This window comes from Serratia sp. TSO36 (genome assembly GCF_057808395.1).
The window spans coordinates 239,471-262,228 of record NZ_JBJZOU010000002.1 but is presented as its reverse complement, the minus strand read 5'-3'; the positions used below and the strand labels follow the sequence as shown (position 1 = coordinate 262,228).

At 62.2% G+C, this 22,758-nt stretch carries 22 protein-coding genes; 5 read left to right on the top strand and 17 right to left on the bottom strand.

Going from position 1 to position 22,758, the window contains the following annotated elements; genetic code table 11:
* Positions 1-97: 97 nt before the first annotated feature.
* From ACK3CV_RS01525 to udp, 3 genes are all read right to left on the bottom strand, one after another.
* On the bottom strand, positions 98-628 hold the full coding sequence (locus tag ACK3CV_RS01525; RefSeq protein WP_019455291.1) for a DedA family protein: 531 nt from the start codon (positions 626-628) through the stop codon (positions 98-100).
* A 79-nt stretch (positions 629-707) separates the two neighbouring features.
* A complete protein-coding gene (locus ACK3CV_RS01520) occupies positions 708-1,490 on the bottom strand; it encodes a tyrosine-protein phosphatase (protein WP_033636699.1) in 783 nt (260 codons plus the stop codon).
* A gap of 130 nt (positions 1,491-1,620) precedes the next feature.
* Positions 1,621-2,382, bottom strand: a complete 762-nt coding sequence (gene udp, locus ACK3CV_RS01515; RefSeq protein WP_004934432.1) for a uridine phosphorylase — start codon at positions 2,380-2,382, stop codon at positions 1,621-1,623.
* A gap of 488 nt (positions 2,383-2,870) precedes the next feature.
* Between udp and ACK3CV_RS01510 the strand changes: the two genes are divergently transcribed.
* Positions 2,871-3,698 carry a dienelactone hydrolase family protein gene (locus ACK3CV_RS01510; protein WP_060452000.1) on the top strand — a complete coding sequence of 276 codons (828 nt, stop codon included), beginning with the start codon at positions 2,871-2,873 and terminating at the stop codon, positions 3,696-3,698.
* An 84-nt stretch (positions 3,699-3,782) separates the two neighbouring features.
* On the opposite strand, the gene metE is transcribed toward ACK3CV_RS01510, so the two are convergent.
* Positions 3,783-6,071, bottom strand: coding sequence for a 5-methyltetrahydropteroyltriglutamate--homocysteine S-methyltransferase (metE, locus tag ACK3CV_RS01505; RefSeq protein WP_080353490.1), 2,289 nt, complete (start codon positions 6,069-6,071; stop codon positions 3,783-3,785).
* Positions 6,072-6,161: 90 nt separating this feature from the next.
* Between metE and metR the strand changes: the two genes are divergently transcribed.
* Positions 6,162-7,106 (top strand): HTH-type transcriptional regulator MetR, encoded by a 945-nt coding sequence (gene metR / locus ACK3CV_RS01500; RefSeq protein WP_033649667.1) that lies wholly within the window; start codon positions 6,162-6,164, stop codon positions 7,104-7,106.
* 22 nt (positions 7,107-7,128) lie between these two features.
* Here the strand turns inward: metR and ACK3CV_RS01495 are convergent, their stop codons facing one another.
* A complete protein-coding gene (locus tag ACK3CV_RS01495; protein WP_033649666.1) occupies positions 7,129-7,989 on the bottom strand; it encodes a carboxylate/amino acid/amine transporter in 861 nt (286 codons plus the stop codon).
* Between the two features lie 151 nt (positions 7,990-8,140).
* On the opposite strand from ACK3CV_RS01495, the gene ACK3CV_RS01490 reads away from it, so the two are divergent.
* Complete coding sequence (locus ACK3CV_RS01490; protein WP_033649665.1) at positions 8,141-8,470, top strand: hypothetical protein; 330 nt, start codon at positions 8,141-8,143, stop codon at positions 8,468-8,470.
* Here ACK3CV_RS01490 and ACK3CV_RS01485 read toward each other — a convergent pair.
* The 12 genes from ACK3CV_RS01485 to ACK3CV_RS01430 all read right to left on the bottom strand — a co-directional run bounded on the left by ACK3CV_RS01485 (position 8,451) and on the right by ACK3CV_RS01430 (position 20,738).
* Complete coding sequence (locus ACK3CV_RS01485; protein WP_164142011.1) at positions 8,451-9,407, bottom strand: AEC family transporter; 957 nt, start codon at positions 9,405-9,407, stop codon at positions 8,451-8,453. The two genes, ACK3CV_RS01490 and ACK3CV_RS01485, sit on opposite strands and share 20 nt — an antisense overlap.
* Positions 9,408-9,467: 60 nt before the next feature.
* Positions 9,468-10,205, bottom strand: coding sequence for a glycerophosphodiester phosphodiesterase (ugpQ, locus tag ACK3CV_RS01480; protein WP_164142012.1), 738 nt, complete (start codon positions 10,203-10,205; stop codon positions 9,468-9,470).
* A complete protein-coding gene (locus ACK3CV_RS01475) occupies positions 10,205-11,275 on the bottom strand; it encodes a sn-glycerol-3-phosphate import ATP-binding protein UgpC (RefSeq protein WP_164142014.1) in 1,071 nt (356 codons plus the stop codon). The genes ugpQ and ACK3CV_RS01475 overlap by 1 nt, the downstream gene beginning before the upstream one ends.
* A 5-nt stretch (positions 11,276-11,280) precedes the next feature.
* The gene (gene ugpE / locus ACK3CV_RS01470) at positions 11,281-12,126 is read right to left on the bottom strand and encodes a sn-glycerol-3-phosphate ABC transporter permease UgpE (RefSeq protein ID WP_019455301.1); all 846 of its coding nucleotides are present in this window, start codon (positions 12,124-12,126) and stop codon (positions 11,281-11,283) included.
* Positions 12,123-13,010, bottom strand: a complete 888-nt coding sequence (gene ugpA / locus ACK3CV_RS01465) for a sn-glycerol-3-phosphate ABC transporter permease UgpA (RefSeq protein WP_015376293.1) — start codon at positions 13,008-13,010, stop codon at positions 12,123-12,125. The genes ugpE and ugpA overlap by 4 nt, the downstream gene beginning before the upstream one ends.
* Before the next feature lie 78 nt (positions 13,011-13,088).
* On the bottom strand, positions 13,089-14,408 hold the full coding sequence (ugpB, locus tag ACK3CV_RS01460; RefSeq protein WP_033636688.1) for a sn-glycerol-3-phosphate ABC transporter substrate-binding protein UgpB: 1,320 nt from the start codon (positions 14,406-14,408) through the stop codon (positions 13,089-13,091).
* A gap of 188 nt (positions 14,409-14,596) precedes the next feature.
* The gene (locus ACK3CV_RS01455; RefSeq protein WP_004934394.1) at positions 14,597-15,784 is read right to left on the bottom strand and encodes an aminotransferase-like domain-containing protein; all 1,188 of its coding nucleotides are present in this window, start codon (positions 15,782-15,784) and stop codon (positions 14,597-14,599) included.
* A 44-nt stretch (positions 15,785-15,828) separates the two neighbouring features.
* Positions 15,829-16,530 carry a high-affinity branched-chain amino acid ABC transporter ATP-binding protein LivF gene (gene livF, locus ACK3CV_RS01450; protein ID WP_033636687.1) on the bottom strand — a complete coding sequence of 234 codons (702 nt, stop codon included), beginning with the start codon at positions 16,528-16,530 and terminating at the stop codon, positions 15,829-15,831.
* A 1-nt stretch (position 16,531) separates the two neighbouring features.
* Complete coding sequence (gene livG / locus ACK3CV_RS01445) at positions 16,532-17,302, bottom strand: high-affinity branched-chain amino acid ABC transporter ATP-binding protein LivG (RefSeq protein WP_033636686.1); 771 nt, start codon at positions 17,300-17,302, stop codon at positions 16,532-16,534.
* Positions 17,299-18,582, bottom strand: coding sequence for a high-affinity branched-chain amino acid ABC transporter permease LivM (locus ACK3CV_RS01440; RefSeq protein ID WP_033649658.1), 1,284 nt, complete (start codon positions 18,580-18,582; stop codon positions 17,299-17,301). Before ACK3CV_RS01440 ends, livG begins: the two co-directional genes overlap by 4 nt.
* A complete protein-coding gene (gene livH / locus ACK3CV_RS01435) occupies positions 18,579-19,505 on the bottom strand; it encodes a high-affinity branched-chain amino acid ABC transporter permease LivH (protein ID WP_015376290.1) in 927 nt (308 codons plus the stop codon). The genes ACK3CV_RS01440 and livH overlap by 4 nt, the downstream gene beginning before the upstream one ends.
* 117 nt (positions 19,506-19,622) lie before the next feature.
* The gene (locus ACK3CV_RS01430; RefSeq protein ID WP_033636684.1) at positions 19,623-20,738 is read right to left on the bottom strand and encodes a branched-chain amino acid ABC transporter substrate-binding protein; all 1,116 of its coding nucleotides are present in this window, start codon (positions 20,736-20,738) and stop codon (positions 19,623-19,625) included.
* A gap of 405 nt (positions 20,739-21,143) precedes the next feature.
* Between ACK3CV_RS01430 and panM the strand changes: the two genes are divergently transcribed.
* Together panM and ACK3CV_RS01420 are read left to right on the top strand one after the other, a co-directional pair.
* A complete protein-coding gene (panM, locus tag ACK3CV_RS01425) occupies positions 21,144-21,536 on the top strand; it encodes an aspartate 1-decarboxylase autocleavage activator PanM (RefSeq protein WP_033655138.1) in 393 nt (130 codons plus the stop codon).
* Entirely contained in the window at positions 21,533-22,750 is a 1,218-nt protein-coding gene (locus ACK3CV_RS01420; RefSeq protein ID WP_164142016.1) for a DUF3142 domain-containing protein, read from the top strand. Before panM ends, ACK3CV_RS01420 begins: the two co-directional genes overlap by 4 nt.
* The last annotated feature ends 8 nt before the right edge of the window (positions 22,751-22,758 follow it).

Sequence of the window (22,758 nt, the reverse complement as noted above, 5' to 3'; positions counted from 1 at the left end):
CATTGCCCGTCACGTTAAGGGGAGGCTGTATGGATGTCCAGCCTGATTTTGCCCGCCGAGCACAATATTGCGCGGCGCTGCGCAATTTAGCGAGAAATCAGCCAAGCCACTGGCTGAGCCACTTGATGCCGAATGCCCCTGGCGCCAGAATGCCGAACGCCCAGATCATCGCCGACGTGACGTTGGCCAGTTGGAAATAACGCTGCGGCATGCCGCAAATGCCGCCCACCAGCGGCACCACGGCGCGCAGCGGGCCGAAGAAGCGGCCGATGAAGATGCCCAGCACGCCCCAGCGTTCAAAGAACGCGTGGCCGCGCGCCAGCAGCTGCGGATTGCGCGACAGCGGCCACATATGCGCCACGCGATCCTGATAGTGATAGCCGATCCAGTAAGAGAGCCAGTCGCCGAAAAACGCCCCGACGGCGGCGGCGGCCCAAATCGGCCAAAAGGCGATGCCGCTTTCGCCGATCAGCGCGCCCAGCGCCAGCAGGATCACCGTGGCCGGCAGCAGCAGCGACAAAAACGCCAGCGACTCGCCGAACGCCAGGAAGAAGATGATGGGAATGGCCCAGCCTTCGTGCTGACGCACGACGTCGCTGACCCAGTTGATAACGTCATTGAGGCTCAATGCGGGGCTCCTGATACGCGATAATTCGCCGCCTAGGATAGGCCGGGGCGAGTTAAACCCCGGCTAAACGCGCGGCGATTTACTCGAGGTAGAACGCCTGCAGCGCTTCGCGCTGGGCTGCGCCCAGGCCGTATTCCGCTTCCAGCCAGCGATCGGTGGAACCGTATTGCTGACGGATGCAGCCCAGCGCCGTCATCAGGAACTCCTCGCGCGCGCTGAGCACGTAGGCGAATTGCTCCAGCGCCGCTGCATTCAGCTTGATAGACAGCTGATCCAGCATCTGCTCGCGGAAAGTGGCCAGCGTGGTTTCGGTCAGCAGATAGTCTTCCAGCACCGTCGCTTCGTCGGCCCCCAGCGCGAACAGCACCAGTGCCGAACCGACCCCGGTGCGATCCTTGCCGACCGCGCAGTGCTGCACGATGGCGCCGCCGCCAGGATTGCTCAACAGCTGCGCCAGCCGCTGATAGGCCGCATTGCCGAACGGCAGGCGGCGATACAGCTCCAGCATGAACGCGCGGGCGTCGAAGGCGGCCAGCGTCTCGTTGGTGAGCTTCTCCAGGTTGGCGTTGACTTCGCTGCTCAGCGGGTTGGCCGGCACGTGGTGATAGTCGGCGCCACTCCACAGAATATCCGGCTTGGCCTGCACCTCGTCGGCATCACGGTAGTCCAGCACCGAGCGCACCGGCACGCCGGCGAGAAAGGCGCAGTCGTTTTCCGTCAGCCGCTCGAGGGAACCGGAGCGGAACAGCAGGCCGCGCTTGATGCGGCGCCCGTCGGCCACACCGTTGCCGCCGAAGTCGCGGAAATTGATGCCGCCGTCGAGCGGCGCGAGCGAAGGATGAAGCAGGATCTGGGCGGTCATAAACGTCCTCGTTGTTTTTGTTATGACAACGCGCGGCGGCCATCGGCGCAGCGCTGAGGAGTATCACCGTAACAGATTCGCCGCGAATGGAAAAACGGGCCGCGTCGGCGGCCCGTTGGGGGAAAGGCGATTACAGCAGGCGGCGGGCGGCGTCCACCACGATCTGCACCGCTTTGCTTTCGGTGTTTTTCATGGTCTCGGCGTTCGGGATCTCTTGCTGGGTGCGGTTGACGATCACCCCGGCCACCATGCCGGCACGCAGGCCCTGGCTGGCGCACATGGTCAGCAGCGTGGCGGATTCCATTTCATAGTTCATCACGCCCATCGCCTGCCACTCTTCCATCGAGCCTTTGAAGCGGCTGACCACGCGGCCGGAGTAAGTGTCGTAACGCTCCTGGCCCGGATAGAAGGTATCGGAGGAGGCGGTCACGCCGATGTGCGTGGTGGCGCCGCTGGCCTTGGCCGCTTCCACCAGCGCGGTGGTGCAGGCGAAGTCCGCGACCGCCGGGAACTCCATCGGCGCGAAGTGCAGGCTGGCGCCGTCGAGGCGTACCGCCGCCGTGGTGACCAGTACGTCACCGACGTTGATGTTTGCCTGAATGGCGCCGGTGGTGCCGATGCGCAGGAAGGTGCGAATGCCCAGCTGCGCCAGCTCTTCCACCGCGATAGAGGTAGACGGGCCGCCGATACCGGTAGAGCAGACGATCACCGCCTTGCCGTCCAGCTCCGCGCGCCAGGTAGTGAATTCACGATGGGAGGCCAGATGCACCGGATTTTCCATCAGCTTGGCAATCTTCTCTACGCGCTGCGGATCGCCCGGCACGATGGCAAGCTGGGCCCCTTGTAAATCGTTCTTGGTGAGGCCGAGATGAAAAACGTCAGACTGAGACATACGAGACTCCTCATGGATCATGTTTATTGGGAGGAACAAAAAAGCACTCTACTGAAAATCGCCGCTTAATTACGTGACGAAAATCACTATGAAAAGAGAAACAAATTACATGCTACATATTTTTTGTGATTTTTATCACAAAAAAAGAACTATGACGCATCCGGAACGCGCCGCTAAACCTCAGTCTAGCCGACAAACTCGGCTGCTCCTCGCCCGTTGGTTGCCGGCTGAAACTATTTAGCTCATCAATCCGAAATAACCCCAACTTATCGGTTGCTTAGGGACAAAAAAGCCCTCTAACGCACCTTATGGCACTTACGCGGGGCAAAACGCGTAATAACATGATAAAAAGCGCTTAAAAATGCCGCAAAGCCAGATAATTAGCCGTTTTTTATCGACTTGTCCGAAAGTGCGCCACGCAGCGCCAATAATGGGTAATCTTTCCTATAGTTAATCTCAGCGCTTTTTTCTATTGCACGGAGACCGCAATGAAAACCGAACATGTGATGACATTAGAACAGGCTCAGGGGGGATTCGCCCCGGCCGCCGCGCCATTGGCCGCCTCCGCGATTATCACCGACGAACAGGGCATTCACGCCGGGCAAACGACCATCCCTTCCCAAGGCGATGCGCTGCCGGCCTACGTCGCCAAACCCGCCGACCAGAGCGGCCCTTTCCCCATCGTGCTGGTGGTGCAAGAAATCTTCGGCGTCCATGAACATATTCAGGATCTGTGCCGCCGCCTGGCCAAGCAGGGCTATCTGGCGATCGCGCCCGAGCTCTATTTCCGCCAGGGCGACGCCAACGACTACGCCGATATCGGCGAGCTGTTCCAGCAGTTGGTCACCAAGGTGCCGGATCGTCAGGTGCTGTCGGATCTGGATCACGCCGCGCACTGGGCTATTCGCCACGGCGGCGACGCCGGCAAGCTGGCGATCACCGGTTTTTGCTGGGGCGGCCGCATCACCTGGCTGTACGCGGCGCATAACCCGCAGTTGAAGGCGGCGGTCGCCTGGTACGGCAAACTGGTCGGCGAGAAAACGCTGAACTCGCCGAAGCATCCGGTCGATGTCGCCACCCACCTGTCGGCCCCGGTGCTGGGGCTGTATGGCGGGCAGGACAGCGGTATCCCGCTGGAGACGGTTGAAACCATGCGTCAGGCGATCCGCGCCGCCAACGCCGAGGCCGAAATCGTGGTGTATCCCGAGGTCGGGCATGCATTCAACGCCGATTATCGTTCCAGCTACAACGCCGAAGCGGCGGAGGACGGCTGGCAGCGCATGCTGGCGTGGTTTGCCCAGCACGGCGTCAAATAATTTCCCCCGCATAAAAAAGGGCGCCGAAGCGCCCAATCATCACACCAGTAAATCTATAAGCGGCGGCTTATCCGCCGCACGACATCACGCTTGCTCGCGCAGGCGCTGTGCCGCCAAGACCATGTTGGCCAGCGACTGCCGGGTTTCCGGCCAGCCGCGGGTTTTCAGGCCGCAATCCGGGTTAACCCACAGGCGTTCCGCCGGGATGTTCTGCGCCGCTTTACGCAGCAGCGCTTCAATCCATTCCACGCTCGGCACGTTCGGCGAGTGGATATCGTAGACGCCCGGCCCGATTTCGTTCGGGTATTCGAACTCTTTGAAGGCTTCCAGCAGATCCATATCGGAACGCGAGGTCTCGATGGTGATCACGTCGGCGTCCAGCGCGGCGATGGAGTCCATGATGTCGTTGAACTCGCAGTAACACATGTGGGTGTGGATCTGGGTGTCGTCCCGCGCCACGGCGGCGTTCAGCTTGAAGGCGTCCACCGCCCAGTTCAGATACGCCGCCCAGTCGGATTGGCGCAGCGGCAGCCCTTCGCGCAGCGCGGGTTCGTCGATCTGGATGATGCCGATACCGGCTTTTTCCAGATCTTCCACCTCATCGCGCAGCGCCAGCGCAATCTGCTTGGCAATCACTTCGCGGGTCACGTCTTCACGCGGGAACGACCAGCACAGGATGGTCACCGGCCCGGTCAACATGCCTTTCACCGGCTTGTCGGTCAGCGACTGGGCGAATTTGGCCCATTCGACGGTGATGGCTTCCGGGCGGCTGACGTCACCGATGATCACCGGCGGCTTCACGCAGCGGGAGCCGTAGCTCTGCACCCAGCCATTCTGGGTAAACACGAAGCCGTCCAGGTTCTCACCGAAATACTCCACCATGTCGTTGCGCTCGGCTTCACCGTGCACCAGCACGTCCAGCCCAAGGCGCTCCTGCTCGACGATCGCCTGTTTGATGTGCTCACCGATGCTGGTGCGGTAGTTGTTGCCGTCCAAACGGCCCTGTTTGAAGTCCAGACGCAGGCCGCGGATCTCGGTGGTCTGCGGGAACGAACCGATGGTGGTGGTCGGCCAGGCCGGCAGGTTGAAACGTTCGCGCTGCGCCCTGGCGCGTTCGGCGTAAGCGCTGTGGCGTTCGCTGTCCTGCGCGGTGATCGCCGCCAGGCGGCGCTCAACCTGTGGGTTGTGCACGCGGCTCGACTGACGGCGGGCGCGGATCGGCGCGCTGTAGGCGTCCAGTTCGGCCCGTTTCGTCGCGTCAGGCGCGTTCAGCGCCGAGCTCAACAGCGCCAGCTCGGCGCATTTTTGCAGGGCGAAGGCGAACCAGCTTTTCACTTCTTCGTCCAGACGGCTTTCCACGCTCAGATCGATCGGGCTGTGCAGCAGTGAACAGGAGCTGCCGATCCACAGCGGACGGCTGCCCACCAGCGGCTGCAGACGTTCGAACCAGCGGCTCAGATCGGCGCGCCAGACGTTGCGGCCGTTGATTACCCCCAGCGACAGCAGCCAGTCTTGCGGCAATGCGGCGCTCAGCGCGGCGATATCGTCATGGCCGGCGACCAGATCGACATGCAGCCCCTGCACCGGCAGCGTGCGGACGGTATCGAGGTTGTGGCCGACGCTGTCGAAATACGTGGTCAGCAGCAGCTTCACCTGCCCCTGCAGCGCGTCGTAAGCCGGTTTGAACGCATCCAGCCAGGCTTGCGGCAGTTCCAGCACCAGCGCAGGCTCATCAATTTGCACCCACTCGACGCCGCGTTTCGCCAGCTCGGCCAGCACCTGTTGGTAAACCGGCAGGATGTCTTTCAGCAGCGACAGGCGGTCGAACGGCTCGCCCTTCACCTTACCCAGCCACAGATAGGTCACCGGGCCCAGCAGCACCGGCTTGATGCGATGGCCGAGCGCCAGCGCTTCGTCCACTTCGTCCAGCAACTGAGTCCAGCCCAGCTTGAACTGCTGGCCTTGCTGGAATTCGGGCACCATGTAGTGATAGTTGGTGTTGAACCATTTGGTCATTTCCGCCGCGGCCGCCGGCTCGCCGGTCGGTGCGCGGCCACGGCCGATGCGAAACAGCGTGTCCAGATCGATCGTGCCATCCGCATTCTGATGGCGCGCCGGCACGTTGCCCAGCAGCAGGCTGGTGGTCAACACATGATCGTACCAGGCGAAATCGCCGACCGGCACCAAATCCACCCCGGCCTGCTGTTGCTGTTGCCAATGACGAGCGCGCAGCTCGCGGCCAACCGCCAACAGCTCTTCCTGCGTTGAGTTGCCGGCCCAGTAGCTTTCCTGAGCTTTTTTCAGCTCACGTCGTAGCCCAACGCGAGGAAAACCCAGTGTGTGATTCAAAATTGCCATCGTCATATTCCCCATTTAGCCGTCCAGATGTTTACACATCCATAATCAGCAGGTACTGTATTAACCACAAGCGCAATTTATTCACTGTCAATGTGAAGGACTCTCATGATCGAACTGAAACATTTACGGACGCTGCAGGCCCTGCGCAACAGCGGTTCGTTGGCGGGGGCGGCGGCCCAACTTCATCAGACGCAGTCTGCCCTGTCGCACCAGTTCAGCGATCTTGAGCAACGTCTGGGCTTCAAGCTGTTCGTGCGCAAGAGCCAGCCGCTGCGCTTCACCGCCCAGGGCGAGATCCTGCTGCAGCTGGCAGAACAGGTGCTGCCGCAGATCCAACAGGCGCTGCAGGCCTGCCACGAACCGCACCAGACCACGCTGCGCATCGCCATCGAATGCCACAGCTGCATTCAGTGGCTGACGCCGGCGCTGGACAACTTCCGCCGGCGTTTCCCGCAGGTGGTGATGGACTTTACTTCCGGCGTGACTTTCGATCCGCAGCCGGCCTTGCAACAGGGCGAGCTGGATCTGGTCATGACGTCGGATATTCTGCCGCGCAGCGGCCTGCACTATTCACCGATGTTCGATTTCGAGGTACGCCTGGTGCTGGCGCCGGATCATCCGCTGGCCGGCAAGCCGCACATCGAGCCGGAAGACTTGAGTGACGAAACGCTGTTGATTTACCCGGTGCAGCGCCAGCGGCTGGATATCTGGCGGCATTTTCTGCAGCCGGCGGGCGTTAGCCCGGCGTTGAAGAACGTCGATAACACGCTGCTGCTGATCCAGATGGTATCGGCGCGGATGGGGATTGCGGCGCTGCCGCACTGGGTGGTGGAAAGTTTCGAACAACAGGGGCTGATAGTGACCAAAACCCTGGGTGACGGCCTGTGGAGCCGCCTGTATGCCGCCGTGCGCGACGGCGAACAGCGCCAGGCGGTGACCGAAGCCTTTATCCGCTCGGCCCGCCAGCACGCCTGCGATCATCTGCCGTTTGTGCGCGACGCGGCACGCCCTGGCGCCGCCGGCGCCAAAGCGTTGACGGCCGACGTATAAACGTGCCGGGTGGCCCGCCCGCTTAGCCGAGCCGTTTCGGCGCCACCCAGCGCCGGTGCACCCACAGCGAAGCGACGATCACCGCCCCGCCAATGATAAAGCTCGGCCAATGCGGCTGCTGTTGCCAGATGGCCAGGTTGACCAACAAACCGGCCGGCACATGCATGTTGTTCATGATGCCGAGCGTGCCGGCATCCACCTGCGTCGCACCATAGTTCCACATAAAGTAGCCCAGCCCCGATGCCACCACGCCCAGCCAGATCAACACGCCCCACTGCAGATTGGTGGTCGGCAGCTGCTGCGGATTGCCCCACAGGAACCAGGCCACCACCGCCACCACCGCCGCCCCCAGGTAGAACCAGGAAAATGCGGTGTGCTGCGGCAAGGGGTGCACCTCCATCAGGCGCTTATAGCCGACCATGCCGATGGCGAAGCTGATATTCGCCGCCTGCACCAACAGCAGCCCCCACCAAAAGTGTTCGCTCAGCTGGTGATAGCGGATGATCGCCGCGCCCAGCACCGCCAGCAGCGCGCTGAATACGTAGCCCCAACGCAGGCGTCGGCCGCTCAGCAAATCGTAGATCAAGGTGATGTACAGCGGCGTCAGCACGGTGAACAGCAGGAATTCGGGCACCGTCAGGTAGAGATAGGCGCGGAAGCTGAACAGGTACATGATGCCCAGTTGGAAAGCGCCCACAAGCATATACAGCAGGATCACCCTGGGCTTGATATTGCGCCAGCGCAGAAACGGCAGGAACACCAACGCCGCCAGCCCGATGCGCACCAGCGCCGAGAACCCGCTGTCGACCTGGCCCGCCAGGTACTCGCCAATCAGGCTGAAAGAAAACGCCCACAGGATGGTGGTTATAACCAAAAGCAGCACGATGGGTTCACCCTAAAAAGACCGAAAGGGCGATTGTAACGGAAGATGCGCGCCGCGTTGGCGAAAAGGCGGTTTACATCTGAACAAAAGACAAACTACCGGCAAAATTTCACCGTTGGGTTAGGCTTAATAAAAAGGCGAGGTAACCATCATGAAAACTTCTCACATCCTGTTTGTTCTGCTGTGGCTGCCCGGCCTGGCTGCGGCGGCCAACGGCGTAACCGACCTGCGCTCACAGCAGCAGTTGCTCAACCAAAACAGCCAACAGGCTCAGCAACAGCGCCTGTTGAACAATCGGCAGATGGATCAACGCCGCCTGCAGCAGCAACGGCAGTTCGACAATCAACGGCAGCAGCTGTTGCAAACCACGCCGAACGGCGGGCAGCTGCTGCCCAACGGCAACCAGCCGCGCGATCCGTTCAATCGCACCGCGCCGGCGGTGCCGCAGGCGCCGATGCCGGCTACGCCCGCACGCCCATAACGGTGAGGATCAGCGGCGTAGTGATCGCCGCCAGCACGGTGGACATCACCAGGCTGGTGGCGGCCGGGCCGGTGAGCGTATTGAACTGGCGCGACATCAGGTAGACGTTCACCCCCACCGCCATCGAGCCCAGCAGCACCACAACGCGGGTTTCCATCGGCGGCAGATCCATCATCCAGGCCAGCAGCCAAATCACTAATGGCTGCACCAGCAGTTTCAGCACGCAGATGGCGCTGCTCAGCCGCCAGCCTTCGCCGATGCGGTACTCCGCCAGCCCCATGCCGAGCACCACCAGCGACAGCGGCGCCGCCACCTGGCCGAGCATGCTGATCGGCCGATCGACGAAGGCCGGCAGCGGCAGGCCGATCAGGCTGAACAGGGTGCCGGACAGAATGCCGACGATCAGCGGATTGGTCAGCACGCTGCGCGCGGTTTTAACGAAACCGCTCAGCGTCGGCGAGCCGTTGCGCGCCCATTCGATCGACACCGTCACCAGCGTCCACAGGATCAGGCCGTTGAACACCAGCACCAGCGCCACCGACGGGATCGCCGCCTCCCCCAGCATCACGCCGGCGATCGGCAAGCCGAGCATCACGTTATTGGAGAAAATGCCGCCCAGCGCAAACACCGATCCGGCGACGCCATCCAGCCGGAAGAGATGCCGGGCGACGAGGCGGCCGAGCACGAACACGATCAGGCAACTGCCGAAAAACGCGATCAGCAGCCGGGCGTCGACCGCCGGGCGCTGCGAGAAGTCGCACATCATGCGAAACAGCATGGCGGGCAAGGCGAGGGAAAACACGAAGCGCGTCAGGCCATCGGTGATGCCGGCAGGCCATTTCCCCCAGCGAATCAGCCCATAACCCAACGCGATCAGCACAAACAGCGGTAAAGACAGCACGATCTGGTGCCACAGTGACATCCTAAAGCCAGGCATCGCATTCCTTCCGGTGGTGCGGCGGCAAGGCTTGTCGTCGCGGGATTCATCGGCGCCGGATTAAAAATCCGGGCCGATTAAATCTATCCGGTCGGTGCAAATGCAGTCAACGCCCCAGTCGAGCAGCAGGCGCGCGCGATCCGGCTGGTTGACGGTATACACCAGAATGCGCAGCCCGGCGTCTTTCAACGCTTTTACCCGCTCGGCGGTCAGCGCTTTGTGATCGATATGCAGCGAGACGCAATCCAGGCGTTCGGTCAGCTCGCGCCAGTTGTCGTCCCAGTCCTCCAGCAGCAGGCCGCGCGGCAAATCCGGCACGGTGCGCTGCGCCGCCGCCAGCGCTTCTACCGAGAAGGAGGAAAGCAGCGGATCGGTCTGCCCTTGCCACAGCAGCCGCGCCGCCAGCGCCACCACCCGGCCGGTTTCATCGTCGCTGCCGGTGGTCGGCTTGATCTCGATATTGGCCATCAGGCCGTGTTCCTGGCAGCGTTCCGCCACCTCCGACAGCAGCGGCAGCCGCTCGCCCTTGAAGGCCGAGCTGTACCAGTTGCCGGCGTCCAGCTGCACCAGTTTGTCCCACGGCAGCTCGCCCGCCACGCCCCAACCGTTGCTGGTGCGATCCAGCGTGTCGTCGTGCAGCAGGAAAATTTGCCCGTCCTGCGCCAGCTTGGCATCGAACTCGATCATCTTGTGGCCGTGGCGCGAGCCGACGTCGATCGCCGCCAGGGTGTTTTCCGGCGCCAGAGAACCGCCGCCGCGGTGGGCGACGATATGAGGGTAAGGCCAGGGTCTAGTCATCAATCCATCCGTAATCCGCTGTCGGTGTCAAAGAAGTGCAGCGCCTGAGCAGGCAGCTGCAAATATAGCGTACTGCCCGCCGCCGGCAAGGTTTCGTGCGACAGCCGCGCGATCACCCCGTGGCCGCCCCACTGGCCGTGCGCCAGATTGTCGGCCCCCAGCAGTTCCAGCGTCTGCAGCTGCAGCGGCACGCCCTGGCCTTGCGCCACCAGTTGAATATGCTCCGGCCGAATGCCCAACGTCAACTGCCGCCCCGCCCACTGCGGTTTGGCCGCCGGCAACGGCAGCGCCATGCCGTCCGCCAGCAGCAGCTGGCCGCCGTCGGCGCTGAGGATGCCGGGCAGCAGGTTCATCGCCGGCGATCCGATAAAGCCGGCGACGAACAGCGAAGCCGGCCGCTGATACACCTCGCTCGGGGTGCCGATCTGCTCCGCCACGCCCTTGTTCATTACGATGACCCGCTGCGCCAGCGTCATCGCCTCCACCTGATCGTGCGTCACGTACAGGCTGGTGGTTTTCAGACGGCGGTGCAGCTGTTGCAACTCCAGGCGCATCTGCACCCGCAGCTTGGCGTCCAGGTTGGACAGCGGCTCATCGAACAGGAATACCGCCGGTTCGCGCACGATGGCGCGCCCCATCGCCACGCGCTGGCGCTGGCCGCCGGAAAGCTCGCGCGGTTTGCGTTTGAGCAGCGGCTCCAGCTCCAGGATGCGCGCCGCCTCCTCCACCCGCTGGCGGATATGATCCTTGCCGAAACCGCGGATCTTGAGGCCGTAGGCCATGTTGTCGTACACGCTCATGTGCGGATAGAGCGCGTAGTTCTGGAACACCATCGCGATGCCGCGATCCTTGGGCTCCAGATCGGTCACGCGCCGGGTATCGATATAGATATCGCCGCTGGTGGTGCGTTCCAGCCCGGCCACCATCCGCAGCAGCGTGGATTTGCCGCAGCCGGACGGGCCGACCATCACGATGAATTCGCCGTCCGCCACATCGAGGTCGATCTGTTTGATCACCGGCGTTTTACCGTCGTAAGACTTGGTGACCGCCTGTAGTTTTAATCCTGCCATCGTCGTTATTTCTCGCTATCAACCAGACCGCGCACAAACCAGCGCTGCATCAGAAGCACCACCGCCAGCGGTGGCAATAAAGTCAGAATCATCGCCGCCATCACCTGGTTCCACTGGGTCGGCGCGCCGGAAGTGGAGATCATGCTCTTGATGCCCGCCACCGCGGTGCCCATCGAGGCGTCGCTGGTGATCAGGATCGGCCACAGGTATTGGTTCCAGCCGTAGATAAAGGTGATGACGAACAGCGCCGCCAGATTGGTTTTCGACAGCGGCAGCACGATGTCCCAAAAGAAACGCATCGGCCCGGCGCCGTCGATGCGCGCCGCCTCCAGCAGCTCATCCGGCAGCGTCATGAAGAACTGACGCAGCAGGAAGGTCGCGGTGGCCGAGGCCATCAGCGGCAGCGTCAGGCCGGTGTAGCTGTCCAGCAGGTTGAGGTTGGAGATCACCTCCACCGTCGGGAAAATACGCACCTCCACCGGCAGCATCAGGGTGAGGAAAATCAGCCAGAAGAACAGGCTGCGCAGCGGAAAGCGGAAGTACACGATGGCGTAAGCCGACAGCACCGACACCGCAATTTTGCCGAAGGTGATCGCCAGCGCCATGATCACGCTGTTGAGCAGCAGCAGCGAGAACGGCACCTTGAGGTTGCCCACGCCGCCCTGCCAGATATTGCGGATGTTCTCCCACAGGTGGCCGCCGGGCACCAGCGTCATCGGCACCTGAAACACCTGCTTGTCGTCCAACGTGGCGGCGACAAAGGCCACGTACAGCGGGAACAGCACCACCAGCACGCCGATAATCAGCATCACATGGCTGAAGATATCCAGCCCGCGTCGATTCTCAATCATTGATAGCGCACCTTACGTTCAACAAAGCGGAACTGGATCACCGTCAGGCCGATCACCAGCAGCATCAGGATCACCGACTGCGCGGCAGAGCTGGAGAGATCCAATCCGGCGAAGCCCTCGCGGTAGATCTTGTAGATCAACGTGGTGGTGGACTGCACAGGCCCGCCGCCGGTGGCGGCGTCGATCACCGGGAAGGTATCGAAGAAGGCGTACACCAGATTGACCACCAGCAGGAAGAAGCTCACCGGCGCGATCAGCGGCAGCACCAGATGGAAGAAACGCCGCACCGGGCCGGCGCCGTCGATGGCCGCCGCCTCCACCAGCGAGCGCGGGATCGACTGCAGCGCCGCGAGGAAAAACAGGAAGTTATAGCTTATCTGCTGCCATACCGAGGCCAGCACCACCAGGAACATCGCCTGGCCGCTGTTTTGCGCATGGTTCCAGTTATAGCCCAGCCCGTTGAGGAAATGGGTGATCAACCCCAGGCCGGGGTTGAACAGAAAGATCCACAGCACCGCCGCCACCGCCGGTGCCACCGCATAGGGCAGGATCATCAGCGTGCGATAGAGGCGGCTGCCGCGCAGCACGTAGTCCACCAGCGCGGCGAAGAACAGCGAAACCGCCAGCCCGATGCCCGCCACCAGGAAGCTGAAGATCAGCGTGGTGTAGAACGAGTCGAGGTAGTAAGGATCCTGAAACAGCTGCTTAAAGTTATCCAGCCCGACAAACTGGCTGGACAGGCCGAACGGATCGAGACTCTGCACCGAATACCACAGCGCCTCACCGGCGGGCCATAAAAAGAAGACGGCGGTAATCAGCAGCTGCGGCAGCACCAACGCATAGGGCAACCAGCTGCAGCCGAAACCGGGACGGGAAGATGACATAGCAGTTAAACCATTAATCGGGTACGGAAGGATCGGCGTGAAGACGCGAGCCCGGTCTGCCGGGCCCGCGACGCAGGGTTACTTGGTCGATGCTTCGAAACGGCGCAGCAGCACGTCACCGCGCTGCACGGCGGCGTCCAACGCCTGCTGAGGCGTTTTCTTGCCGGTCCACACGCCTTCCAGTTCCTCATCCACCACGCTGCGGATCTGCGGCATGTTGCCGAGGCGCAGGCCCTTGGTGAACGGCAACGGCGGCTTGTTCAGCATCTGGCGAGTGGCGACGTCGGCCCCCGGGTTCTTGTCGTAGAAGCCCTGCTGCTTGGTCAGATCGTAAGCCGCGGTGGTGATCGGCAGATAGCCGGTCTTCTGGTGCCATTCGGCGGCGATTTCCGGCTGCGCCAGGTACTGCAGGAACTCGGCCACGCCCTTGTAGGTGGCGGCGTCTTTGCCGTTCATCACCCACAGGCTGGCCCCGCCGATGATGGCGTTCTGCGGCGCGTTTTTCGCGTCGGCGTCGTACGGCATCATGCCGACACCGTAGTTGAATTTGGCGTAGTGCTTGATGTCCGCCAGCGAACCGGATGACGCGGTGGTGATGGCGCAGTCGCCGTTATAAAACTTCTCGGTGGATTCGTCTTTGCGGCCGAAGTAGGTGAAATCGCCCTTCTTGTTCATCGCTTCAAGCAGCGCGATATGCTTGACCTGCAGCGGCTTGTTGAACTCCAGCTTGGCGTTGGTGCCGCCGAAACCGTTGTTTTCGCTGGCGAACGGCACGCCGTGCCAGGCGCTGAAGTTCTCCAGCTGGATCCAGCCCTGCCAGCCGCTGGCGTAGCCGCACTTCATGCCGGCCTCACGCAGTTTGGCGGTATCCGCCGCCAGCTCTTGCCAGGTTTTCGGCGGCTGATCCGGGTTCAGGCCGGCCTTCTTGAAGGCGTCTTTATTGTAGTACAGCACCGGCGTGGAGCTGTTGAACGGCTGCGATAGCAGATGGCCGCTCTTGTTGTCGGTGTAATAGCCGGCTACCGTCGGCACGAACACCGACTCGTCGAAGTTGATGCCGGCCTCTTTAAACACTTCATAGACCGGTTTGATGGCCTTGCTGGCCATCATGGTGGCGGTGCCCACCTCGTAAACCTGCAGGATCGCCGGCGCCTTGCCGGAGCGGTAAGCGGCGATGCCCGCCGCCAGGCTCTGTTCGTAGTTGCCTTTGTAAACCGGCACAATCTTGACGTCGCTGTGCGACTGGTTGAAGCGATCCGCCAGGGAGTCCACTTCCTTACCCAGTTCGCCTTCCATCGAATGCCAGAACGGGATCTCGGTCGCCGCCAGCGCCTGAGTGCTGACCGCCAGGGTCAATGCGACGCACAGCGTGGTTTTGCGAATAGCGTAGGTGAGCATGCCTAACTCCTGAAAAAAGCTGGTGTAAAAGCGCGTGAGCGAAAAGAATCAGTTTTTTGTTCGGAAGCTAACATGCCATGCGCGGATGACAGAAAAATAACTAAAAAGTGACAGCCATGTGACAGGAGAGTGAAGTGAAGATGGCAGTTTGATGTCGGCGGCGGGCATGCGCTCCGCCGCCGCGGGGATTACAGCGAACGGCGCAGGCGCGCCACCGCTTCCTGCATTTGTTGCTCGGTGGCGGTGGCGAACGACAGGCGGAAGGTCGAACGATCCGGATTGTCGGAGAAGAAGTATTCCCCCGGCACGAACACCACGCCCTGCTGCAGCGTGGTATTCAGCCATTCGGTGGCGTTGAACGGCTGGCGGAAACGCGCCCACAGGAACATGCCACCCTTCGGCTTATCGAAGGTGATGTAGTCGCCCAGCTCCTGCTCCACCAAACCGGCCAGGATCTCGCCCTTTTGCTTGTAGGCGGCGCGGATCTTGTCGATCTGCGCCGGCAGGCGATCCAGGCCGAGGTAGCATTCGACTATGCTCTGCGACAGCGCGCTGGCGTGCAGATCCGCCGCCTGCTTGATGATCGCCACTTTATGCAGCAGGAACGGCGGCAGGATCGCCCAGCCCAACCGCAGACCCGGCGCCAGGATCTTGGAGAAGGTCGAGGTATAAATGATGTGGTCGGTGTTGCCCAGCACCCGCTGCGACACCTGATGCAGCGTCGGGTGGCGCTCTTCGGTGAAACGCAACTCGCCGTACGGATCGTCTTCGATGATCAGGAAGTTATGTTCGGCGGCCAGTTTCACCAGCAGTTCGCGGCGCGCGGCGCTCAGGGTGATGCCGCTGGGGTTGCCGAAGTTCGGCACCACGTACACGCCCTTGATGCGCTGGGTTTTCAGCAGCTCGGCCAGCTCTTCCACCACCATGCCGTCGCTGTCGGACGAGACCGACATGATGTTGGCCTCCGCCAGCTCCAGCGTTTGCAGCGCCGCCAGGTAGGTCGGGCGCTCCACCACGAACACGTCGCCGGGGTTGACGATGGCGCGCATCACCAAATCCAATGCCTGCTGCGAGCCGGCGGTGACCATCACCTCTTCCGCGCGCGCGGTGACGCCGCGCTCGGCGCACAGCGCGCAAATGCGCTCACGCAGCAGCGGGCTGCCCTCGGTCAGGCCATACTGGAACGCGCTTTTCGGCTGTTCGGTGATCGCCTGCTGGGTGGCGATGCTCAATCCTTCGAAATCGAACAGCGCATCAGAGGGGATGCCGCCCGCCAGCGAAATGACGTGTTCCATCTTGCTGTGTTTAAGCAATTCACGGATGGCCGAACTTTTTACGTTAACGATGCGCTGCGCGAGTAACCCTTCTGTCTTCATTTCTTCTTCTCGTACCTGATTATTTTAATTCGTAGGGGGGCGGATTAACCGCCCAGATACGCCGACCTCACTGCTTCGTTGGCTAACAATGCAGCCCCCGTATCTTCCAACACCACGCGGCCGTTTTCCAGCACATAACCGCGGTCCGCCAATTTCAGCGCCTGATTGGCGTTTTGCTCCACCAGGAAGATGGTCATGCCCTCTTCCCGCAGCTGCTGAATGATGTCGAAGATCTGCTGGATGATGATCGGTGCCAGCCCGAGCGAGGGCTCGTCGAGCAGCAGCAGCTTCGGCTGGCTCATCAGCGCGCGGCCGATGGCCAACATCTGCTGTTCGCCGCCGGACATGGTGCCGGCACGCTGGTTTCGGCGCTCCAGCAGGCGTGGGAACAGAGTGAACACCCGTTCGATGCGCTGTTGATACTGCCGGCGATCGGCGAAGAAGCCGCCCATCGCCAGGTTTTCTTCCACCGTCATGCGCGAGAAGACGCGCCGCCCTTCCGGCACGATCGCCACCGCTTCGCGCATGATGCGCGAGGTTTGCCACTGGGTGATGTCCTGATCCTGAAAGACGATGCTGCCTTCGCTGGCGCGCGGCTCGCCGCACAGAGTCCCGAGCAGCGTGGTTTTACCGGCGCCGTTGGCGCCGATTAACGTCACGATTTCACCCTGGCTTATCGTTAAACTGACCTGATGCAGCGCCTGAATTTTGCCGTAGTGGGCGGATACCTGATTGAATGACAACATATTATTCTTCGCCCAAATAAGCCCGGATCACGTCCGGGTTGTTGCGGATCTCCGCCGGTGTGCCCTGCGCCAGCGGCGTGCCCTGATTCACCACGTAAATGCGGTCGGAGATGCCCATCACCAGCTTCATGTCGTGCTCGATCAGCAGCACCGATACCTTATGCCGATCGCGCAGCTCGACGATCAGGTGGTCCAGCTCGTCGGTCTCTTTCGGGTTGAGGCCGGCGGCCGGTTCGTCCAGCATCAGCAGCTCCGGCCGGGTCACCATGCAGCGGGCGATCTCCAGCCGCCGCTGCTGCCCATAGGCCAGGTTGCCCGCCGAACGGTTGGCCATCTCCAGCAGGCCGACGCGCTCCAGCCACTCCGCCGCGTGCGTCAGCGCCTCGGCTTCGGCGCGGCGGAAGGCCGGGGTTTTCAACAGCCCGGCAAACACGCCGCTTTTCAGGTGCTGATGCTGCGCCACCAGCAGGTTCTCGATCACCGTCATTTCACGGAACAGCCGCACGTGCTGGAAAGTGCGCACCACGCCCATGCGGGCGATGGCCTGCCCCGCCAGCCCTTCCAGGTGGCGATCGCGCAATTTGATGGTGCCGCCGGTCGGGCGGTAAAAACCGGTCAGGCAGTTGAACACCGTGGTCTTACCGGCGCCGTTGGGGCCGATCAGCGACACGATTTCGCCTTCGTTCAGCGTCAACGCCACGTTGTTGACCGCCAGCAGCCCGCCGAAACGCATCGACAGGCCTTCCACCTGCAGTAAAGGTTGAACGCTCATGCCTGCTCCCCCTTGCCCGCCTGAATGTCCGCCGCCTGCAGCTTCAGCTGCGGCCGTTTCATCGGCAGCAGCCCCTGCGGCCGCCAAATCATCATCAACACCATCAGCGCACCCAGCAGCAACATGCTGTATTCATTCAGATCGCGCATCAGTTCGCGCGACACTACCAGCAGGATCGCCGCCAGAATGACCGCGAACTGCGAGCCCATGCCCCCCAGTACGACGATCGCCAACACGAAGGCCGATTCGACGAAGGTGAAAGATTCCGGGCTGACGAAGCCCTGGCGCGCGGCGAACAGCGTGCCGGCAAACCCGGCGAAAGCGGCGCTGATGGTAAAGGCGGTCAGCTTGATGCGCGTCGGGCTGAGGCCCAGCGAGCGGCAGGCGATCTCGTCTTCGCGCAGCGCTTCCCAGGCGCGCCCCAGCGGCATGCGCAGCAGGCGGTTGATGACGAACAGCGTCAGCACCACCAGCAGCAGCGCCACCAGATACAGGAATATGATGCGATCGCTCGGATCGTATTTCAGGCCGAAGAAGTTATGGAAGGTATCCCAACCGCCGTCGCGCACGCTGCGGTTGAACTCCAGGCCGAAAAAGGTCGGTTTCGGGATCTGGCTGATGCCGTTCGGCCCGCCGGTGATCTCGGTATTGTTCAGTAGCAGGATGCGCACGATCTCACCGAAGCCGAGCGTCACGATCGCCAGATAGTCGCCGCGCAGCCGCAGCACCGGGAAACCGAGCAGGAAGCCGAAGGCGGCGGTGACGATGCCCGCCAGCGGCAGGCTCTCCCAGAAGCCGAGGCCGTAATAGTGATTCAGCAGCGCGTAGGTGTAAGCGCCGATGGCGTAGAAACCGCCGTAGCCGAGCACCAGCAAGCCGGACAAGCCCACCACCACGTTGAGGCCGAGGCCCAGCATCACGTAGATCAGCGTCAGGGTGGCGATATCCACCGTGCCGCGCGATACCAGGAACGGCCAGGCGACCGCCGCGACGATGAGCAGAGCCGCCAGCAGCTTTTGCCGCGGCGTGGTGCCGTCGAAGCTCGGCAGCACGAACGCCGGGCCGGAGACTTTTTTCAATCCCTGCTGCAGCAGCGGGCGCAACAGCTGGAAGAAAAAGACGATGACGCAGCCGATGCCGATCCACATCCAGCGCACTTCCGCCGCGCCGTGCACCACCAGCTTGGTGCCGTCCAGGCTAAGCTGCATGCCCATCAGGAACGACGCCATCACGAACAGCACCGCCGTGGCGATCAGCGCATTGAGCAGATTGAGTTTCATACTTTCTCAACCTCCGGACGCCCGAGGATGCCGGTCGGCATGATCAGCAGCACCACGATCAGCAACGCGAACGACACCACGTCTTTGTATTCGGTGCTCAGGTAGGCGGAGGTCAGCGCTTCCGCCACGCCCAGCACCAGGCCGCCGATCATCGCGCCGGGAATGCTGCCGATGCCGCCCAGAACCGCGGCGGTGAAGGCTTTCATGCCGGCCATAAAGCCGATGTAAGGGTTGATGACGCCGTAGAACTGGCCGAGCAACACCCCGGCCACCGCCGCCATCACCGCCCCGATGACGAAGGTCAGCGAGATCACCCGGTCAGTGTTGATGCCCAGCAGGCTGGCCATCTTCAGGTCTTCCGCACAGGCGCGGCAGGCGCGGCCCATGCGCGAATAGCGGATAAACAGCGTCAGCGCCAGCATCGCCAGGAAGGTCACGAGCCAGATGGTCAGCTGCATGGTGCTGATGGTGGCGGCGAAACCGTTGCTTTCCCCCAGCACCCACTGGCCGGTCACCAGGCTGGGCAGCGCCAGATCGCGTGAGCCCTGCGTCAGGCTGACGTAGTTTTGCAGGAATATCGACATGCCGATGGCCGAGATCAGCGCAATCAGGCGCTTGGAGTTGCGCACCGGCTTGTAGGCCACCCGCTCGATGCTCCAGCCGTAGGCGCTGGCGATGACGATCGAGACCAGAAACGCGGCACCGATCAGCAACCAGCCGACGTCGATGCCGAGCATCATCAGGGCGGCGATCACGATAAAGGAGACATAGCTGCCGATCATGTACACCTCGCCGTGGGCGAAGTTGATCATGCCGATGATGCCGTAAACCATGGTGTAACCGATGGCGATCAATGCATAGGTGCTGCCCAACGTTAAGCCGTTGAACATCTGCTGCAGAAAATAGAGGAGTTGCTCTGACATACTCTGAACCCTTGGCTGCGAAACCCGCCGGCGGAGAACCGGCGGGTAAAGGGAGGCGGGGCCGGCAAGCCGACCCGCCGGGCGCAGCGAGCCGCGCCCCACCCTAATCATTATGGCTTATTTGATCGGTGTGGACGTGCCGTTGGCATGCCACTCGAACACGCCGAACTCGAAGCCTTTCAGATCGCCCTTGTCATCCCAGCTCAGCGGCCCCATCACGGTCTCCACCGGCTTGCCGGTTTTCAGATCCTTGACGATGTCCGCCGGCTCCTGGCTGCCGCTGCGCTCCATGCCGGTGGTCAGCGACTGCAGCGCGGCATAGGTGGTCCAGACGAACGGGCCGGTCGGATCCAGCTTCTTGGCTTTCAACGCATCGACGATCGGCTGGTTGGCAGGCACCTGATCGTAGCGCTTCGGCAGCGTCACCAGCATGCCTTCCGAAGCGGCCCCGGCGATGTTGGACAGCGAGGAGTTGCCCACGCCTTCCGGCCCCATGAAGCGGGTGGTCAACCCGGCCTGCTTGGCCTGGCGCAGGATCTGGCCCATTTCCGGGTAGTAACCGCCGAAATACACGAAGTCGATATTCTCTTTCTTCAGGCGCGCCACCAGGGTGGAGAAGTCTTTGTCGCCGGCGGTGATGCCTTCGAACATCGCCACTTCGGTGCCCTGTTTTTTCAGGCTGTCGCGCACCGAGCGCGCCAGGCCTTCGCCATATTGCTGCTTGTCGTGCACCACGGCGATGCGCTTCGGCTTGATGTCGCTGAGGATGTATTTGGCGGCGGTCGGGCCCTGATCCGAGTCCAGGCCGGTGGTGCGCATGATCATCTTGTAGCCGCGGGTGGTCAGATCGGCGTTGGTGGCCGCCGGGGTAATCATGATCACGCCTTCGTCTTCATAAATATCGGACGCCGGCTGGGTGGACGAGGAGCACAGGTGGCCGATCACGTAGCGAATGCCGTCGTTGATCACCTTATTGGCGACCGCAACCGCCTGTTTCGGGTCGCAGGCGTCGTCGTATTCCACGCCGACCAGCTTGTCGCCCTTGATGCCGCCCTTGGCGTTGATGTCGGCAATCGCCTGGCGCGCGCCGGTAAACTCCATGTCGCCATACTGCGCGACCGGGCCGGACATCGCCCCGACGATCGCCACCTTGATGTCTTTCGCCATGGCCGCCTGGCTCATGGCCATCGCAATACAACCCGCCAGCAGTGCCTTACCTGTTGTTAATTTCATCCGCAAATCCCCATCTGTCGTTGTGAACGTACCTGTTGTGTTTGCCTGCACCGGATCGTTATTGACCGCTTTTGTTATAAGTAATAATGATTTAGGCGCTTTGTCGGCATTATTTTCTAATAAGACTTTATTTTTCATGCCATTAAACAGGAATTTTCTTCTGCAAATCAACTTCATCAGGCAGAAACAAGCGGTGTAAACAGGATAAAATTCGAATTAAATCTGCGCTCTTTACCTTGAGGCGTAGTGCGTTGTGCTGGTTAACAATCCGTTTACTAACTATTTACTCGGAAAATGCCCCGTGCAAAAAACATATTGCACAGTAATCGTACAGAAAAACTTACACAACGCTCTGCACAAGATCTATTACACTGTCGGCATCATTTAGCTGCGCGGAAATTCTGCATGAAACTGACCATCGAGCGCCTGACCGCGCTGTCCCCGCAAGATCTTATCGACCTCGGTAAAATTTGGCCGCACCAGCAGCCGGAACAGTGGCAGAGCTGGCTGAGCGACGGCAAGGCGCTGTTCGCCGCCCGCTTCAACGAGCGGCTGCTGGGGGCGGTGAAAATCGCACTGCAGGACGACCGCGCCGAGCTGCAGGACCTGCTGGTACGCGAAGTGACGCGCCGCCGCGGCGTCGGTCTTTACCTGGTGCAGGATGCGCAGCGTCAGCTGCCGCAGATCGCCCACTGGCAGCTGTCGACCGCCGGCCTGGCGCCGCGCGAACGCGGGGAAGTCGATAACTTCATGCGCGCCTGCGGCTTCGCACCGCAGGGCGATCTCTGGCAAAAATGAAACGCCGGCTGGCGGCGCTAATCTTGATTGTGCTTGGGCTGGCGGTCGCGCTCCTCGGACGCCAGCAGGCGCTGCGCCTGGCCTCAGGCTGGGATCAGCAGGTTTATATCTGGCAGCGGGTCTGGACGCCGCAGCACGCCGATGCGCTGGCACACAGCCGCGATCTGTTCAGTGGGCTGCGCGTGCTGGCGCTGCAGGTGCATCCGCGCGAGGGCTGGCGGGAGATCCCGGCCGATCTCAGCCTGTTGCGGCAGGACGGCCGCCCGCTCTGGCTGGTGGCGCGCCTCGACGGCCAGCTGCCGCAGCTGGACCAAGAGGCCATTATCCAGCGCCTGCAGGCGCTCACCCAGCGCTGGCAGGCGGCCGGGCTGCCCGTCACCGGCGTCGAGATCGATCATGACGCCGCCACCGCCCGCCTGCCGGACTACCAACGCTTTCTGCAGCAACTGCGCCAACGGCTGCCCGCCGCTTTGCAGCTCGGCATCACCGCCCTGCCGGCCTGGATCCGCTCGCCCGACCTGCCCGGCGTACTGCAACAGGCCGACAGCTCCGTCCTGCAGGTACATGCGGTGCTCTCGCCGCAGCAGGGGCTGTTTGACGGCTCCTTGGCGCTGCGCTGGGTGCGGCAGTACGCCTCCGTCACACCGAAGCCGTTTCGCGTCGCGCTGCCGGCCTACGGCATGGCGCTGCTGGGGTTTGATGCGCAGGGCGCGCAGGTGGAGAGCGAGTCCTCGCTGCGCGTGGCGGGCAACGGCCGCGAGCTGACGGTCGCGCCGCAGCAGATCGCCGATTTTCTGCAGACGCTGGCGCAGCAAACGCCGCCCCGGCTGCGCGGCATTATCTGGTTCCGCTTGCCGCTGGCGGACGATCGGCGCGCCTGGTCGCTCGCCACGCTGCGAGCGGTGATCGAACGGCAGCCGCTGAACGTCGACTGGCAGGTAAAATTTAGGCCTCAGCCACAGCAAAACGGGCTGTATGATCTGATAATTCATAACAACGGGCCGGTGGACGCCCCGCTGCCGCAAGAGGTGGCCATCCGCGCCGACGACTGCCTGGCGGCGGACGCGGTCGGCAACTACCGGCTGGAATCCGCACCGCAGCGGCAACGCTTTATTCGCATCAGCGGCGATCAGCTGCGCGCCGGGCAATCCCGGCCGCTGGGCTGGCTGCGCTGCCAACAACTGACGCCAGGAGGCACCCTTGTCACACCTTGATTCGCGCG